Here is a 16,593-nt window from a genome sequence, read left to right on the forward strand (position 1 = left end):
TCCGCGCCCAGGATGCAGGCACCGGTGTGCGCTGCTTTACAACTTTTGCTTATAGCCCCGTCGGGCTTGCCAACGAACTATTGTCGCCATGAAGTTTATCATTAAATTGTTCCCGGAAATCACCATCAAAAGCCAATCTGTGCGGTTGCGCTTCATTAAAATCTTAACCGGGAACATTCGTAACGTTCTCAAAAATTATGACGAGACGCTGGCCGTCGTCCGTCATTGGGATCATATCGAAGTTCGCGCGAAAGATGAAAATCAGCGCCCGGCTATTCGCGATGCGCTGACCCGTATCCCCGGCATCCACCATATTCTGGAAGTCGAAGACGTACCGTTCACCTCGCTGCACGATATTTTTGAAAAGACGCTGCCGCTGTGGCGCGAGGCGCTGGAAGGCAAGACCTTCTGCGTGCGTGTGAAGCGTCGCGGCAAACATGAATTCACCTCCATTGAGGTGGAACGCTACGTCGGCGGCGGTCTGAATCAGCATATTGAAACGGCGCGCGTGAAGCTGACCGACCCGGACGTCACCGTCAATCTCGAGATTGAAAACGATCGCCTGCTGCTGGTGAAAGGCCGCTATGAAGGCATCGGCGGCTTCCCGATCGGCACCCAGGAAGATGTGCTGTCGCTGATCTCCGGCGGCTTTGACTCCGGCGTTTCCAGCTATATGCTGATGCGCCGCGGCTGCCGCGTGCACTACTGCTTCTTTAACCTTGGCGGCGCCGCCCATGAGATTGGCGTTCGCCAGGTCGCGCATTACCTGTGGAACCGCTTCGGCAGCTCGCACCGTGTTCGCTTTGTGGCGATTAACTTTGAGCCCGTGGTCGGCGAAATCCTCGAAAAAGTGGACGACGGTCAGATGGGCGTCGTGCTCAAGCGCATGATGGTCCGCGCCGCGTCAAAAGTCGCGGAACGCTACGGCGTGCAGGCGCTGGTCACCGGCGAAGCGCTGGGCCAGGTTTCCAGTCAGACCCTCACTAACCTGCGTCTGATCGACAACGTCTCCGATACTCTGATCCTGCGTCCGCTGATTTCGCACGATAAAGAGCACATCATCGACCTGGCGCGTGAGATCGGCACGGAAGATTTCGCCCGCACCATGCCGGAATACTGCGGCGTGATCTCGAAGAGCCCGACCGTGAAGGCGGTGAAGGCGAAGATTGAAGCGGAGGAAGAACACTTCGATTTCAGCATCCTCGATAAAGTGGTGGAAGAGGCGAGCAATATCGACATTCGCGATATTGCCCAGCAGACGGAAGCCGCCGTGGTTGAAGTGGAAACCGTGACCGGCTTTGGCGCTAACGACGCGATCCTCGACATCCGCTCCATTGACGAGCAGGAAGACAAGCCGCTGAAGGTCGAGGGCGTTGAGGTCGTTTCGCTGCCGTTCTACAAGCTGAGCACCAAATTTGGCGATCTCGATCAGAGCAAAACCTGGCTGCTGTGGTGCGAGCGCGGGGTGATGAGCCGTCTGCAGGCGCTCTATCTGCGCGAGCAGGGCTTCAGCAACGTGAAAGTGTATCGCCCGTAACGGGTTGCCATCCATATTGAAAAAGGCCTTCCCCGATGGAAGGCCTTTTTGTCATCCCCGGGCCAGCGCATTAGCGCAGGGTCATCGCCAGGTCATTCAACTGATCGATGACGATATTCCAGCCCTCAAAAAATCCCATCTGCTCATGCTGCTCGCGAGTTTCATCATCCGCATGCAGCACCGTGGCCGTATAGCGACATCCGTCTTTTTCGTCGGCAAAGGTGATGATGGCCGTCATGGCAAAAGGGGACACGGCAGGACGATAATCCGCCGTCAGCATCGAGGTCATGACGATTTTTTGTTGCGGGATGACCGCAAGAAAACAGCCGGGATTATCGCTGCGTTCACCGTCAGGGCCGTGCATCACGGTATGAAAAGCCCCGCCAGAGCGAAAATCAAAGGCCAGCACCTCAGTAGACCAGGGCTTCGGGCACCACCAGGTTTTGAGTAATGCCGGGTCGGCCCACGCGCGCCACAGGGCAGAGGCTGGCGCGCTGAGCAGGCGGCTGATGACAAGATCGCGAGAATCGGATGCGCTACGGGACATGCTACGACTCCTCAGGAAAAGGGGAGCCAGTCCGCGGCGCGGACCGGCTATCAGGCTTCGTAGTAATTATAGATGCCGGCGGCCATTACCAGCTGCGAGGCGACCTCATACGCTTTCTCGCGACCCACCAACAGGTCAATCATTTTCAGGGCGAAATCAATCGATGTCCCCGGTCCCTGGCTGGTTAACAGATTCACCCGTGGATCCCAGACCACCCGTTTATCCTGCCACTGATCGGCGGGGATATGTTCCTTCAGCGCCGGAAAACCGGTCATGTTACCGATTGGGAACAGCTGATGGGGCACCAGCACGGTCGCCGGGGCGGCGCAGATGGCGGCCACAATGCGGCCTGAGAGGTGGAACTGTCGGACGGTTTCCACCAACAGCGGGCTGTCGCGGAAGCACTCTGCGCCCTTGATGCCGCCCGGGAGGACGATGATATCGAAATCACCATCGGCCACCTCGACCAGCGGCGCATCCGCCAGCAGTTTGACGCCGCGTGAGCAGACGATGGTCAGGCCGCCGTCGCTGGCGACGCTGGCGGTGGTTACCTTCACTCCGCCGCGGACCAGCAGATCGATAGTGGTGACCGCTTCGGTCTCTTCGCTACCAGGGGCGAGGCAAATCAGTGCCGACGCGCTCATATTCATTCTCCTTACGCTTGATCAATTCAAATAAGCGGGCGTTTTCCGGTACGGCAACGCCGTGGGCGCGGGCGCGGTTGAGCAGAAAACCGGTGATATAGTCGATCTCCGTGTGCCGCTGGGCGCGGATGTCCTGCAGCATGGATGAGATATTTTCTGCCGTACTTTCAATCACCTGTTCGACATAAAATAGCAGGTTTTCCGCCGAGGTATGAATACCTTCGCGCTCCATCACCGCCGCCACTTCCTGGCAAATGGCGGCAACCTCCTGCGGATAGTGGCGCAGATCGCCGTTTTTACATCCTTTGAGGGCGGTCAGAGGATTAATGACGCAGTTTACCGCCAGCTTGCGCCAGGTGGCCGAGTAGATATGGTTGTGCCAGGCGACATCCGGCAGTACGCTTTGCAGGACTTCCGCGAGATAGCTGTAGTCCTCCTCGTAGCTTTTCGCCGGACCGATATGGGTGGTGCCCTGGGCGACGTGGATGATCACATTCCCGTCGCGACGCGCTGCCTGGGTGGTGGAGGCCAGCAGCAAAGGCTGTTTCACGCCGCGCAGCTCCTCGACGGTGCCCATGCCGTTATGCACCAGCACAATTGGCGTAGTGACCGGCAGGATCCCGGCCAGGTGCTTCACCGCATTCGACACCTGCCAGGCCTTTAAGGTGACGATCAGCAGCTCGCTGCTGGCGAGAAAATCGGGGTCGTTGGCCGTCAGTGATTCGTTGAACACCGAGCCGTCGGTTTCAATGACATTGACGCTACAGAATGGCTGCGGTACGCGTAGCCAGCCCTGGACTTCATGTCCCTGTTTGCACAACGCGGTCAGCCATAGTTGTCCCAGTGCACCGCATCCCAGTACGGTTACTTTCATTGTTCCTCCTCATCTGCCGCTACCCCAGGCGCTGATGGCTAAAGTCTATCTCGTCGCTTTTCGCATTGTCGGACGGAAAGGGGGATTCGGCGTCGTCGGGCAGCACGGGTAAATAGCGCGAGCGTTGCGTAATCAGCTAAGCTTCCGGGATAACAAGTTGAGTTATGCCGCGTTGCAGGTATTATGCAACGCAAAAGAAACGGAAGGAGAGGAAAAGATGCCATCTTTCGATATTGTCTCTGAAGTTGATCTTCAGGAAGCCCGTAACGCGGTGGACAACGCGAGCCGCGAAGTCGAGTCGCGTTTTGATTTTCGTGGCGTTGAAGCCACTTTTGAATTAAACGACGCCAACAAAACCATTAAGGTGCTGAGTGAGTCTGACTTCCAGGTGAACCAGCTGCTGGATATCCTGCGCGCTAAGCTGCTTAAGCGCGGCATTGAAGGTACCTCCCTCGACGTGCCGGAAGATATCGTGCACAGCGGTAAAACCTGGTTTGTTGAAGCGAAGCTGAAGCAGGGCATTGAAAGCGCGGTGCAGAAGAAGATCGTCAAACTGATCAAAGACAGCAAGCTGAAAGTGCAGGCGCAGATTCAGGGCGAAGAGATCCGCGTGACCGGTAAGTCCCGCGACGATCTACAGTCGGTGATGGCGCTGGTGCGCGGCGGCGATCTGGGGCAGCCGTTCCAGTTCAAAAACTTCCGCGACTAACGCGGCGACAGACAGCAAAAAGCGGGGAATTCCCCGCTTTTTTTATACCCCTTTGATGAGCTGCTCGATCTCGAAGCGGTTGGTGACCTTGCTGTCGATTTTGATATACACCGAGCGCTCCTCAGGCACCACCAGCGCCTGATGAACCCCGTTGGCGTTCAGCAGACGCGTCTGTAGCGCGCTGTCGACCACCACGCCATCCGGCACCTCCACCCGCAGGCTGCTGACGTACGGCGGCTCGCTCATGGTACTGGCCACCAGCAGCCACAGCATTGCCAGCAGGGCTCCCAGCAAGAACACGGTTTGCGAATCAAAGAAACCATCGACCCAGCCGCCAAGCGCGCCGCCAATCGCCACGCCGAGGAACTGGCTGGTGGAGTAGACGCCCATTGCGGTGCCTTTATAGCCCGCCGGCGACTCCTTGCTAATTAACGATGGCAGCAGCGCTTCCAGCAGGTTAAACGCCAGGAAGAAGAGCTGGACGCCCGCCACCAGTTCCCAGAAGTAGCCTCCAGCGCCCCAGAGGACAATTTCCGCAATCAGCAGGATGGCGACGCAGAGCAGGAAGACGCGCTTCATTTTGCGCTTCACTTCGGCATAGATGATAAACGGCACCACCGAGATGAACGAGATAACCATGGTGACCAGGTAAATCTTCCAGTGCTCGGCGGCCGGAAAGCCAGCAGCCTCCAGTTGGCCGGGCAGCGCGACAAAGGTCGACATCAGCATGATGTGCAGGCACATGATGCCAAAGTTGAGCTTCAGCAGGCGTGGTTCCACCAGTACTTTGCTAAAGCAGCCCTTCACCATCCCGGATTCGCGGTTGAGCACGTGGTTATGGCTGTTGGGCACCACCCACAGGGTGAGCAGGATGCCGATGGTCGCCAGAATGGCGATCATCCAGAACAGCGCGTGCAGACCCAGCTGGTGGGTGACAATCGGCCCCAGCACCATGGCGATGGCGAAGGTGACGCCGAAGCTGACGCCGATAAAGGCCATCGCTTTGGTGCGGTTCTGTTCGCGAGTGAGATCGGACAGCAAGGCCATGACCGCGGCGGCGATAGCGCCGGAGCCCTGCAGGGCGCGGCCAAGAATGATGCCCCAGATAGAGTCGGTGAGCGCGGCGATGACGCTGCCGAGTACAAAGATGAGCAGGCCGCCGACGATCAGCGGCTTACGGCCAATACGGTCAGATAACAGTCCGAAGGGGATTTGGAAAATCGCCTGCGCCAGGCCGTAGATACCGATCGCCAGGCCAATCAGCGCTTCACTGGCGCCCTGCAACGCCATGCCATACGTGGTCAGAACCGGCAGGACCATAAACATGCCAAGCATGCGCAGGGAGAATACCGTCCCCAAACCCCAGGTCGCGCGCAGTTCCCCTGGCGTCATTTTGTTATCGTTCATTACCACCTCAATATAAAAACTGCGCCTAGTGTAGCGGCGGGGGGTAAGAAGCGTAAATAAATGTTTGTTTAACAGATATTACGGGGCTGTTGCGCGATGAGACAAGTTGGTAAAAATCAATAAACCAGTGGAGGGGGACTCCACTGGCGAGGGGAAAAATTAAGGTAAAGTAAAGTCAACCCACTGACTGCCAGCGTCAGCCGATTTGACGCACTGTTCGACCCAATAGACGCCGTGCAGCCCGGCTTCAACGTCCGGATACCAGAAGTCTTGCAGGAAAGCGCGATCGTCACGGTCCGTGGCGTCAATCGCCTGCGCATAGCGGCGATAGAGGTTGGCCCAGGCTTCGAATAGCCCTTCCGGATGGCCGCCGCCGATGCGGTCATCCGCCAGCGCGTTCGGCGACAGGTAGGGCATCCCGCGCTCAAGAATCCGCGCCGGCTCGCCCTGCACCTCATAGCTGAGCTGGTTAGGATGCTCATCCCACCATTCGATACTCGCTTTTTCACCGACGATACGCACTTTTTGCGAGTGCATGGCGCCGCTGTTGACCGCGCTGGTCCACATCGAGCCAACCGCGCCGTTGTCATATTCCATCAGGACAAAGGCGTTATCTTCCAGCGGCGCGCGGGAGGGGACAAAGCTCTGGCGGGAGCACATCAGCCGTTTGATATTGAGCTGCGGCGCCATGGTTTCGGCGACAAACAGCGGATGGGTGGCCAGATCGCCCAACACATAGCTGGGCCCGGCAAACTTCGGCGTCACGCGCCAGCGGGTGGATTCAGCCTGCAGCTCGACGGCCTGGTTATGAAAGCCGTGGGCGAACTGCATATTGACGATGCGGATCTCGCCGAGCAGTCCATCGGCAATCATCTGCCGCGCCTGCTGGATCATCTGATAGCCGGCATAGCCGTAGGTGACGCCGACGATTTTGTTCTGTTTTTTGCTCAGGTCCACCAGCTCGCGTGCTTCTTCGGCGCTAAAGCAGAGGGGCTTTTCACAGATGACGTGGAGGCCCGCTTCCAGCGCCGCTTTGGTGATGGCGAAATGGGTATTGTTCGGGGTGGTGACCGAGACGACCTCGATGCCGTCAGGGCGCTGCGCCTCTTCACGAAACAGGGTCTGATAGTCGGCGTAGCAGCGCTCCGGCGCGATGCCCAGTTGCTCGCCGAACGCGCGCCCGCGCTCGGCATCGACGTCAAGCGCGCCGGCCAGCAGGGTATAAACATTGTCACGCAGCGCCGCACAGCGGTGGCTGTAGCCGATCTGACTGGTTCCCCCGCCGCCGACCATGCCCCAACGCAGGGAGCGGGATAAGGGTTTCAGGCCGTTTAACATGGTGCTCTCCTTTTTGAAATCATTCGCACTCTGAGGCGCTCAATGCCGACGCCTGCGGCAACGCGCATCCGGATAGACTGACCTTAACTTAAGGAAATGTTTGTTCTGTTTCAATTGTGTTGTGGAATTTATTTTCCATATATGCGAGGGGGATCGAATTAGCGAAAGTTTCTTTTGGGCTGCGTTGAAAAGATGAGCGAGGGCTTATCGCCTCCCGGAACAGAGCAGATTCTTGCGGGTGTTTTTCGTTCCGACCAAATATGAAATAAATTTTCTTTTTAGCCGCTGAGCCGGTGCAATCCGCAGATTGCACCGGGGAGCCGATGCCGCTATGACGCTCCGCGCACAGACGCGGGGGAAGGTGAAGCGGCGGGAGGATTACCGGCCGCAAAGATGCCTTTCGCCGCCAGACCTGCGACGGTGAGGGCTGCCGGGATACCGAGGATCAAAAAGACGCTTTCAAAGGGCAGGTTGAGCGCCATCATCTCGGCACCGGCAAAGGCGCTAAGAATGGCGCCGATGCGCCCGACGCCATGCATCCAGCTGGATCCCGTCGCCCGCGCCTGCGTAGGATAGTAGCGGGCGGAGAGGGCGTTCATACCGGTATTCGCGCCGTTCAGACAGGCGCCGCTGATAAACGCCAGCATACAGAGCAAGGCAAAGCTGCCCGCGGCGTAGCCCATCGCCATGGTGAACAGGCCGCCAACGGCGTAGATCATCCCCAGCGCGCGATGAGGGTTGATCCTGTCCATCAGCCAGCCGGCAAACAGCGAGCCGAGGGTGCCGCCCGCCTGGTAGATCGCTGTCATGATGGCCGCCTGGCTAACGGTCATTCCCACCGCTTTAACCAGCGTTGGCAGCCAGCTACCGAGGATATAGACCAGGAACAGCCCCATAAAGTAGACCAGCCATAGCATCAGTGAGCCGAAGCCGTACTGGCGGGAGAGCACAATGCGCATCGCGTTGCCGGCCGCCGGCTGCGCCGGCAGGGTAAACGTCACGTTGTCGCTGATTTGTCCGGGATAGAGACGGTTAAGAATGGCGCGAATGCGTGCGGCGGGCGCTTGTTTGATCACCAGAAAACGAACCGACTCCGGCAGCAGCCAGATAAGCAGCGGGGCAAACAGCAGCGGCAGAATGCCGCCGAGCGCCATCAGCGAGTGCCAGCCAAACTGCGGGATCAGCCACGATGCTGAGAATCCTCCTGCCGCCGCGCCGAAGGTGAAGCCGCAAAAGATGACGGTAATAATAAATGAACGCTGGCGTTCCGGAGCGTACTCCGACACCAGCGTCCCGATGTTCGGCATCGCGGCGCCCAACCCCAGGCCGGTCATAAAGCGGAAAAACATCATCTGTTCAATGTTGTGCGAGAAGGCGGTGGCGATGGTCCAGAAGCCGAAGAAAAAGACGCTATTGATAATGATTTTCTTGCGCCCCAGCCAGTCGGCGAGCGGGCCAGAGAAAATCGCGCCCAGCGCGAGGCCGATCAGCGCGGCGCTGATCACCACGCCTAGCTGGTGGTTGCTTACCCCCCATTCCAGCTTTAGCGTCGGGGCGATAAACCCCATGATCGCGATATCAAAACCATCGAGAGCGATAACGCAAAAACCGAGAAAAATGATCTGCTTTTGAAAGCGGCTCAGCGGGTTACGGTTTATTAACTCTCTGACATCCAGGCGTTGAGTCTGTGTCATAGCGTATTCCTTATGCGCAGGAGCGCAGGTAGGGCTGCGCGGCATTGAACAGTAATTGCGCCCGCTGGAGCGGCGGCAAGGCGCCCTGCTCGCCGTCGAGCGGCACTTCGAGGGAGACCGGCAGCGTTGCCGGCAGGGCCGACATTAGACCGTGCAGATCCAGACCGCCTTCCCCTGGCACGTTGCGCGCCGAGCGGGCCTGGCGGATGAGTTCCTGTTCGCTCTCCGGCCTCTGCGCCGCGCCATCGCAGAGCTGCATATAGTTGAGATGATGCGCGGGCAGGCTGGAGAGGGCGGCGAGCGATTCTCCCGCGCGCCAGAAATGAAGGGCGTCCACCAGGATGCCGATATCCTCCCGCCCGCTGGCGGCGATCATCGCCTGCGCATCGGCGATAGTGCGCAGTTGGGTCCAGGGCATCGGCTCAAGGTTCATGGTCAGCCCATAGGGGCGACCGGCCGCGGCGAGGATAGCCAGGTTGTCGGCGCTGCGCTGAAGGTTGTCATCATTGCCGGCGACTAACACCTGTCCGGCGCCAAGACGCGCCGCAGTCTCCATAAACCGCTGCAGCCGATCGTCGAGAGTAAACCCGGGGGTCAGGCGGACGATCTCCACGTCTGAGACGCGGATGCCGGTTTCCATCAGCGCAGACAGCGTCGCGCGGACGGCGGGGGTATCGCCCAGCATGTCGTAGTCCGGGTCGGCCGGTGTGGCGGGAAGCAGCCGCAGACCAACGTGGGTAAAACCGGTTTTGGCCGCTATCCGCACCTGTTCGGGAGGAGGGACATCGAGCAGGGTCAGCGCGGCGAGCGATAGGGTACGCATGTTCATAAAGGGCTCCGGTACAGTTGCAGGTGAAGATAGTTATGGGTATTGCCGTCCCTGGTCGTTTATTGCTTTGTTTTTATTGTTTTTTCCGCCAGATTTTTACCCACCAGATAGCCGAAGGTCATGGCGGGTCCGAGGGTTATCCCTCCGCTGGGGTAATAGCCGCGCATCACGCTCGACATGTCGTTGCCGATGGCGAACAGGCCCGGTATCGGCTGCTGCTGTCCATCCAGCACCCGGGCGTGTTCGTCGGTTTGCAGTCCGCTGAAGGTGCCCAGCGAGCCGGGTAGAATGCGCACCGCGTAAAACGGCCCTTCGCGCAGCGGTCCGAGCGTCACCTGATGGTCACCCTGAGCGCGGTTATAGGCTGATGCCCCGCGGTGAAAATCGACGTCTTCGCCAGTGCTGGCGAAGTGGTTAAAGCGTTCAACGGTTTCCGCCAGCGCATTGGCGTCGATGGCGCACTGCTTCGCCAGCTCTCCCAGCGTGTTTCCCCGCAGCAGGTAACCGGTACGCAGCCAGGCGGTGGGGGTGAACGGGAACGGTCTGGCATGACCCAGACCGTAGCGACGCAGCGCGCGACGATCGGCCAGCAGCCAGGCCTGCGGCGTGTCGCCCGCGGGTGTGGCCGCCAGCAGGGCGGCGATAAAGTCATGATAAGAGTCTGCCTCGTTAACAAAGCGTTTGCCGTTGGGCAGGACAGCGATCACCCCGGGCTTGGCGCGTTCCACCAGGTGGGGAAACATCAGCTGCTGACCGCTGGCCAGGGTGACGCGGGACACCGGCGCCCAGGCCAGCGGGTGGCGCAGGCGGGTGTCGAACTGGCCGCCGACGGATTCGCCAAGCCTGATCCCCTCGCCCTGATTGTCCGGCGGTGCGGCGGAAAAATGGCCGTAACCCTCCGCCGCGTGGGGCACCACCTGCGCCAGCCGCTGCCGATCGTGGGGAAAACCGCCGCAGGCCAGCACCACGGCCCCTGCTTCGACGTGAATTTCCCCGCTGTCGCTGCGCAGCACCGCGCCGGACACACCCTGCGGGCCCTGCAGCAGCCGGACCACCGGGGCATTGAGCTGAAAGTGCACTCCGGCGTCGAGGGCGGATCGCAGCAGACGGGCGACCAGCGCATTGCCATTGACCAGATGCTGCCCTCGTCCGGCGCGCAGCCGCTGCCAGCCGTGGCGCAGCAGGCGGCGGACGGCATACAGCGCGGAGCGCGGCGAGCGGGTGGCATTGAAAAAATGCGCCATATCCGCGCCGCCGGCGATGCCCATCCCGGCAAGGCTGATGGTCTCCAGCGGCGGACGCAGTCGGTGGAGCCAGTCGCCGAGCTGACGGCCATCGTAGGGCTGAGCGGTGACCGACCGCCCACCGCTCGCCGCGCCCGGCGACGCGTGAAAGTCCGGCATGGCACTGCCTGAGAGAAACTGCACTGCCGTCCTGTGATGAAAAAAATCCACCATCTCCGGCCCGTGGCGCAGGAAGGTCTGCAGGCGAACGTCGGCGGCTTCGCCCCCCATCTCATGCTGCAGATAGGTCAGCGGGGCGTCAGCCGCTTCGTCGATGCCCTCCGCCCGCGCCAGCGGGTTGCGGGGGATCCACAGCCAGCCGCCGGACCAGGCGCTGGTCCCGCCGAGTACTGACGCTTTCTCCGCCACCATGACGCTGGCGCCGTGCATGGCCGCGGTGACCGCGGCAGAGAGTCCCGCCGCGCCGGAGCCGACCACCAGCACATCCACCTTCACAGGCCTGCTCATGATGGACTCCTTACTGCAATGGTGAAAAAGCGGTGGGGCGCATCAGCACCGACTCCAGGCGTTCAACGGCGGCCAGTTCGCGATTTTTCCGCGAAAAGGTCTGCCAGCGTTCGTCCTGCGCCATTCGCGCGCGGCGCACCAGGCGATCGTCCAGGCTTTCATAAGCCCAGATGTGCACCACCTGATTGACCACGCCGATCTCGGTAAAAAAGAAACCGATCAGTTTGCCGAGATGGTCGGTCTGCACCGCCAGGGCATCGCTTTGGTACAGCGCCAGCCAGTCGGCCATTTTCAACGGATTGATGGTGTACGTGCGTTTTTCGTAGATCATGATGTTTTCCTGATTAGTGGGGGGAGTGTTGTGCCAGATGGCAGGCGGCGAGGTAGCCAAACGTCAGCCCCGGGCCGAGGGTGATGCCGGGACCCGGGTAGGTGCCGGCCATCAGCGAATCCATGTCATTTCCCACCGCGTACAGCCCCGCGATGGGTTTTCCTTCCACGTTGACGACCTGTGCATCGGCGGTGGTGACCAGGCCCCGCGACGTTCCCAGATCGCCGGTATAGAGTTTGATGGCATAGAACGGCGCGCTGAGCAGGGGGGCGTTACAGGCGTCAGGCTGATGACCCGGATCGCCCATCGCCCGGTTATAGCTGTTGCCGCCTTTAGCAAATTCCCGATCCACGCCCTGCGCAGCGTCGCGGTTGTAGCGGGCTACCGTCTCGCTCAGGGTTTGGGCATCCAGACCAAGCTGTTGCGCCAGCGTCTCCAGGGTGTCGGCTTTGTACAGATAGCCAGCGGCGACCAGGGCGTCATTATTGACCGGCGCCGGGCGTGCCAGCCCGAGGCCGTAACGCTTCATCGCCTGGGCGTCGCAGAGTAAAAAGCAGGGGGCATTTTCCGCTGCATCCTGCATCGCGCTGGCGAAATGGTGATAGGAGTTAGACTCGTTGACGAAGCGTACCGCCCGCTGATTGACGGCAATCACGCCCGGTTTGGCCCGGTCGGTTACCAGATGGGGGAAGCGCTCCTCGCTGCCGTCGGCCCGGGTCAGCACCGATACTGGCGCCCAGAAAAAGTTGGAGGCCTGATCGGCTCCCTCGCGAGCGTTAAGCGCCGCCGCGAGATGCAGCGCGGCGCCATCGTTGGCCGGCGGCGACATGGTGAAGTGTTCGCGGGTGTGTGGCCGATAGCGCGCCGCCAGCGCGCCCGCGGCAAAGCCGCCTGCGGCCAGCACCACCCCGCGGCGGGCGTGCAGCGTCTCTCTTTGCCCCTGATACTCAATCTCCACCCCGCGGACCGCGCCTTGCGCTTCGCACAGCGCCAGAACATTGACATTCAGCCGCAGGTTCATGCCTTTACGCAGCGCCGTTGTCGCCATGCGGGCTATCAGCGCATTGCCCATCGCCAGGCGGGTGCCGCGAGGGTACTTCACCCGGTCGCGGGCGTAGCGCAGCAGTAGCCGGGTGCAATGGGCCAGGGAGCGTAGCGAGCGCCGCATGTCGAGAAAATGTTGAATGTCGACGCGGTTGACCATCATCCCGCCAAACAGCAACATCCCCGGCGGCGGTGAACGCAGGTCGCGAAACGCGTCCCCCAGTTCACGACCGTCATACTCCACCACCTCCAGCGCACGACCGACGTCGACCGCGCCGGGTTCATCCGGATAGTAATCAGGGGAGAGCGGGCGCAGGCTATATTTCACCGCCCCCTCGCGCTCGAGAAAGGCCAGCGCCTCACGCCCGGCGCTAACAAACGCTTCGGCGAGATCTTCACGGTACTGGCTCTCGCCGATAATGGTCCGCAGGTAGGTTTTCATCGCCTCGGCGCTGCCGCTTTTACCCGCCGCACGCGCCTGATCGGTATCGTGCAGCCACACGGCGCCACCGGAGATAGCCGAGGTGCCGCCGAACTGGCCGGCTTTCTCCAGCATCAGCACCGACAGCCCTTTGCAGCTGGCGGTGACCGCGGCGGCAAAGCCAGCGGCGCCGCTGCCGATGACGATCACATCCCAGCTCTTCATGCTGCCGCTCCCTGCGCCGGCGGGATGGCGCCGATAAACTGGCCCATCAGCGTCATCTGCGCCAGCGCCATTTCCGGCCCGGTCTGCACCCGGCAGCCGCGGGCGGCGGCGAAAGTGAGCAACGGCGTCATCACCGGGGCGGTGACAACATCAGCCACGTGGGTGGCGCTGTCGAGCGTATCCAGCAGCGCCTGCGGCAGGGGCAGCTCATCAAATCCGGCCATGCCGGCCGGCGAGCCATTAACCAATAGATCGACGCCGTGAAGGGTGTCCGGCAGCGCGCTCAGTTGTACCGCCGGGAAGGCCTCAGCCAGAAGGTCATGCAGGCGTTGCCGGGTGGTCGGGTTTTGATCGTGCAGGGCCAGCTGACGGATCCCCGCCTCGCACAGTCCCCAGGCGATGGCGCTGCCGACGCCGCCGCAGCCGGAGAGCAGCGCCTGCTTACCTGCCGGCTGAAAACCCTGCGCCTCGGCGGCGAGCTGAAAGCCGACGCCGTCCAGCATATCGCCCTGCAAACGGCCATCCGCCAATTTGCGGATCACATTGATGGCGTTGAGTCGGCGGGCGCGGGGGGTGAGCTCGTCGACCAGCGCGGCGGCGCGCTGCTTATGCGGCACCGTCACCAGCACGCCGGTCATGTTCTGCCAGCCACGCAGAGCGTTGAGGTAGTCGACTACCGCGTCCGGGGCGATATCCACCGGGATCATGACGCTGTCCATGTGCTGTTCAGCAAAGTAGCGGTTGAAGTTATCCGGTGATTTGACCTGGGCGATCGGATGACCAATCACGGCGACAACCTGGGTAGTTCCACTGACCATTTCAAACCTCATTTGTTAAATGAATGTTGTGAAAGTATTTCAGTGGAAGCTGGGAGCGACAACGCAGAATTCGGACATGTCGGTTGTTAATCGCACGATCGCTGCGATAATCGCAGGAAATCGATAATGATGTTGCAAAAATGTGAGCGAATATGCAAAACACCATTCATCCACGCGATCTGATCGTCGGTTTACAAAAAGGGCTGGCGTTAATCCAGCTTTTTTCCAAAACCTGCCCAAAACTCACCGTCGCCCAGGCGGCGAAAATGAGCGGCCTGACGCAAAGCGCCGCGCGGCGTTTTCTGTTGACGTTGCTGCATGAGCGCTATCTGCAAACCGATGGGCGTTATTACTGGCTTACCCCGAAGACGCTGCGGCTTGGTCAGGCCTACGTCGATTCGGCGCAGTTTCCCCGCATGGTGCGGCCAATTGTCGAATACATCGCCAGCCGGACCGAGGAGCACGCCTCGGTAGGGGTGGTGGATGAAGATGAGCTGGTCTATATCGCCCGCAGCCGGCATACGCCATTTAACTCCACGTCGGTTCGGCTTGGGGAGCGGGTGCCCATCTTCTGTACCGCCGGGGGACGGTTATGGCTGGCTTCGCTGCCGGAAGCTGAGTGCGAGGCAGTTCTGCAGCGTATTACCCGGGAACAACGCACGCCCTATACGGTGACCGACGTCGCGTTGCTGATGGAGAAAATCGCCCAGGTGCGGCGCCAGGGTTATGCCACCATTGAACAGGAGTTTGAGATTGGCATGCTGGTGCTGGCGGTGCCGTTAACTGACAGGGAAGGAACCTGGTGGGGCGCGCTGAGTCTGACCAGCCATCAATCGCGCACATCGCTGGAAGCGTTATGTCACGACCATCTCGATCTGCTCTACAGCGCGCAGGCGATGCTGGTGAGCTAAACAGGGCAGCCGATGCGCTGCCCTCAAAGATGTTGCTTACGCCGACGCGTTGTTCAGGAAGCTGTTCCAGTTGCTGGCGGCGTTATCTACGAAGATGTTCCAGTTTTTGCCAGCGGTGAGGACAAAGTTTCCCCAGTTTTCGCTACCAGTGGTCACAAAGGTTTCCCAGTTTGACTGCCCGGTCAGGAAGGAACCAAACGCCATCGCGCTGTCGCCGACGAAGGAGGCAAACGCGCTGCCGGAGGTGAGAACAAAAGAGGTGAAGCCGACGCCCGAGTTGGCAACAAAGCTGGCGAAGCCGCTGGCCGCGCCGAACAGGTTAAAGCCACCGGAGATGTACTCCATTTCGTTTAGTGTTAACTCTTTCATTGCAATTCCTTGTAGTAATGATTTTCCAAATGGGTGGGTAAACCCGGTGCAAAAGGTAGCACTGCTGTCGTGCACAGCGCGAGTCAGGTCCGCTGTGTATTAGCTCATTTTTTCCTCATTTTTTGGCAGGAGAGCAGCGTAAACGGCCGGAAGAGGGGAGGGGAGTATGAAATGAGAAAGAAAGCGGTGAGGAAGCAGAAAAGAAAAAGCCCCGTAAAAACGGGGCTTTATATCGCACTGGAGTGGGAGATTATCTCACGTAAGCCAGCAGGCTATGTGAATCCGGCACCATAAAGTCAACGGACATCATCACGGACAGCGCGGTGATGGCGACGATGGAAAAGACGAACAGCTTACGCGCCCAGACTTTATCATCGGCCACTTTATAGCCACGCAGCGCCATGCCCAGCCACCAGACGCTGACCGCTGCCGCCACGACCAGGTATTTATACCCGGCGTAGCCGCCCAGCGAGAGCATCAGGGTCGCCACGGCAAAGGCAACGATGTACAGCGTAATATGGTTTTTGGCGACCGAAATGCCTTTCACCACCGGCAGCACCGGAATGTTCGCCGCCTGATAATCCTTAAAGCGGAAAATCGCGATGGCGTAGGAGTGAGGCATCTGCCACAGGCTAAAGATAGCCAGCAGGATCGCCGCACCGCTGTCGAAATCACCGGTGACCGCGCAGTAGCCAATCACCGGCGGCGCGGCGCCGGAGAGTGAGCCAATCAGCGTGCCATAGACGGAGTGGCGTTTCATGTACAGGCTGTAGACGCCGACATAAACCACGAACCCCATCACCCCCAGCCAGCAGGCCAGCGGATTTGCGCCGAACCACAGCAGCATGAAGCCAGCAATACCCAGCAAGGTGGCATACACCAGCGAAGCTTCTGGCGAGATCAGCCCTTTGACCAGCACCCGGTTTTTCGTCCGTTCCATCTTACGATCGATGTCCCGGTCGATGTAGTTGTTGAATACACAACCCGAGGCGACCACCAGGGATACTCCAAGGAGCGTCCAGACGAACAGCGGATAGTCGATGTGGCCTTTGGAGGCCAACAGGAAACCGCCGATCACGGAGATCAGGTTGCCAAAAATAATGCCTGGTTTCGTTACTTGCAGGTATTGCTTAAACATACTCGC

General features: G+C 60.0%; 16 protein-coding genes. 3 read left to right on the top strand and 13 right to left on the bottom strand.

Features of this window, described 5'->3' with window-relative positions:
- Positions 1–88 precede the first annotated feature (88 nt).
- A complete protein-coding gene (thiI, locus tag SPE70_RS05335; RefSeq protein ID WP_008805382.1) occupies positions 89–1,537 on the top strand; it encodes a tRNA uracil 4-sulfurtransferase ThiI in 1,449 nt (482 codons plus the stop codon).
- Positions 1,538–1,607: 70 nt separating this feature from the next.
- Here the strand turns inward: thiI and SPE70_RS05340 are convergent, their stop codons facing one another.
- The 3 genes from SPE70_RS05340 to panE are packed head-to-tail and all read right to left on the bottom strand — an operon-like array spanning position 1,608 to position 3,602.
- Positions 1,608–2,084: an SRPBCC family protein gene (locus SPE70_RS05340; protein ID WP_022066303.1), complete on the bottom strand. Its 477-nt coding sequence runs from the start codon at positions 2,082–2,084 to the stop codon at positions 1,608–1,610.
- A gap of 50 nt (positions 2,085–2,134) precedes the next feature.
- On the bottom strand, positions 2,135–2,728 hold the full coding sequence (yajL, locus tag SPE70_RS05345; RefSeq protein WP_008805384.1) for a protein deglycase YajL: 594 nt from the start codon (positions 2,726–2,728) through the stop codon (positions 2,135–2,137).
- Positions 2,691–3,602, bottom strand: a complete 912-nt coding sequence (gene panE, locus SPE70_RS05350; RefSeq protein WP_008805385.1) for a 2-dehydropantoate 2-reductase — start codon at positions 3,600–3,602, stop codon at positions 2,691–2,693. The genes yajL and panE overlap by 38 nt, the downstream gene beginning before the upstream one ends.
- 217 nt (positions 3,603–3,819) lie before the next feature.
- Here panE and SPE70_RS05355 point away from each other — a divergent pair, with 217 nt between their 5' ends.
- On the top strand, positions 3,820–4,311 hold the full coding sequence (locus SPE70_RS05355; RefSeq protein ID WP_002891465.1) for a YajQ family cyclic di-GMP-binding protein: 492 nt from the start codon (positions 3,820–3,822) through the stop codon (positions 4,309–4,311).
- Positions 4,312–4,353: 42 nt separating this feature from the next.
- On the opposite strand, the gene SPE70_RS05360 is transcribed toward SPE70_RS05355, so the two are convergent.
- The 8 genes from SPE70_RS05360 to SPE70_RS05395 all read right to left on the bottom strand — a co-directional run bounded on the left by SPE70_RS05360 (position 4,354) and on the right by SPE70_RS05395 (position 14,169).
- A complete protein-coding gene (locus tag SPE70_RS05360; protein WP_012542696.1) occupies positions 4,354–5,718 on the bottom strand; it encodes an MFS transporter in 1,365 nt (454 codons plus the stop codon).
- A 159-nt stretch (positions 5,719–5,877) separates the two neighbouring features.
- Positions 5,878–7,056 (bottom strand): Gfo/Idh/MocA family protein, encoded by a 1,179-nt coding sequence (locus SPE70_RS05365; protein WP_008805388.1) that lies wholly within the window; start codon positions 7,054–7,056, stop codon positions 5,878–5,880.
- 329 nt (positions 7,057–7,385) lie between these two features.
- Positions 7,386–8,750: an MFS transporter gene (locus SPE70_RS05370; protein WP_012542695.1), complete on the bottom strand. Its 1,365-nt coding sequence runs from the start codon at positions 8,748–8,750 to the stop codon at positions 7,386–7,388.
- A gap of 10 nt (positions 8,751–8,760) precedes the next feature.
- Positions 8,761–9,579 (bottom strand): sugar phosphate isomerase/epimerase family protein, encoded by an 819-nt coding sequence (locus SPE70_RS05375; protein ID WP_032729438.1) that lies wholly within the window; start codon positions 9,577–9,579, stop codon positions 8,761–8,763.
- Between the two features lie 59 nt (positions 9,580–9,638).
- Complete coding sequence (locus tag SPE70_RS05380; RefSeq protein WP_050887302.1) at positions 9,639–11,330, bottom strand: FAD-dependent oxidoreductase; 1,692 nt, start codon at positions 11,328–11,330, stop codon at positions 9,639–9,641.
- Positions 11,331–11,340: 10 nt separating this feature from the next.
- Positions 11,341–11,661, bottom strand: a complete 321-nt coding sequence (locus SPE70_RS05385) for an NIPSNAP family protein (protein ID WP_004204812.1) — start codon at positions 11,659–11,661, stop codon at positions 11,341–11,343.
- A gap of 13 nt (positions 11,662–11,674) precedes the next feature.
- Positions 11,675–13,351, bottom strand: coding sequence for an FAD-dependent oxidoreductase (locus tag SPE70_RS05390; protein WP_136047488.1), 1,677 nt, complete (start codon positions 13,349–13,351; stop codon positions 11,675–11,677).
- Positions 13,348–14,169 carry a shikimate dehydrogenase family protein gene (locus SPE70_RS05395; RefSeq protein WP_012542692.1) on the bottom strand — a complete coding sequence of 274 codons (822 nt, stop codon included), beginning with the start codon at positions 14,167–14,169 and terminating at the stop codon, positions 13,348–13,350. Before SPE70_RS05395 ends, SPE70_RS05390 begins: the two co-directional genes overlap by 4 nt.
- A 152-nt stretch (positions 14,170–14,321) precedes the next feature.
- Here SPE70_RS05395 and SPE70_RS05400 point away from each other — a divergent pair, with 152 nt between their 5' ends.
- Complete coding sequence (locus tag SPE70_RS05400; RefSeq protein WP_004177256.1) at positions 14,322–15,080, top strand: IclR family transcriptional regulator domain-containing protein; 759 nt, start codon at positions 14,322–14,324, stop codon at positions 15,078–15,080.
- Positions 15,081–15,116: 36 nt separating this feature from the next.
- Here the strand turns inward: SPE70_RS05400 and SPE70_RS05405 are convergent, their stop codons facing one another.
- Both SPE70_RS05405 and cyoE read right to left on the bottom strand, forming a co-directional pair.
- The gene (locus SPE70_RS05405) at positions 15,117–15,449 is read right to left on the bottom strand and encodes a hypothetical protein (protein WP_004177255.1); all 333 of its coding nucleotides are present in this window, start codon (positions 15,447–15,449) and stop codon (positions 15,117–15,119) included.
- Positions 15,450–15,699: 250 nt separating this feature from the next.
- The gene (gene cyoE / locus SPE70_RS05410; protein ID WP_002891629.1) at positions 15,700–16,587 is read right to left on the bottom strand and encodes a heme o synthase; all 888 of its coding nucleotides are present in this window, start codon (positions 16,585–16,587) and stop codon (positions 15,700–15,702) included.
- Positions 16,588–16,593: the final 6 nt, after the last annotated feature.

The sequence above is a fragment of the Klebsiella sp. ZJOU C1 genome (assembly GCF_035620215.1).
Classification (GTDB): domain Bacteria; phylum Pseudomonadota; class Gammaproteobacteria; order Enterobacterales; family Enterobacteriaceae; genus Klebsiella; species Klebsiella variicola.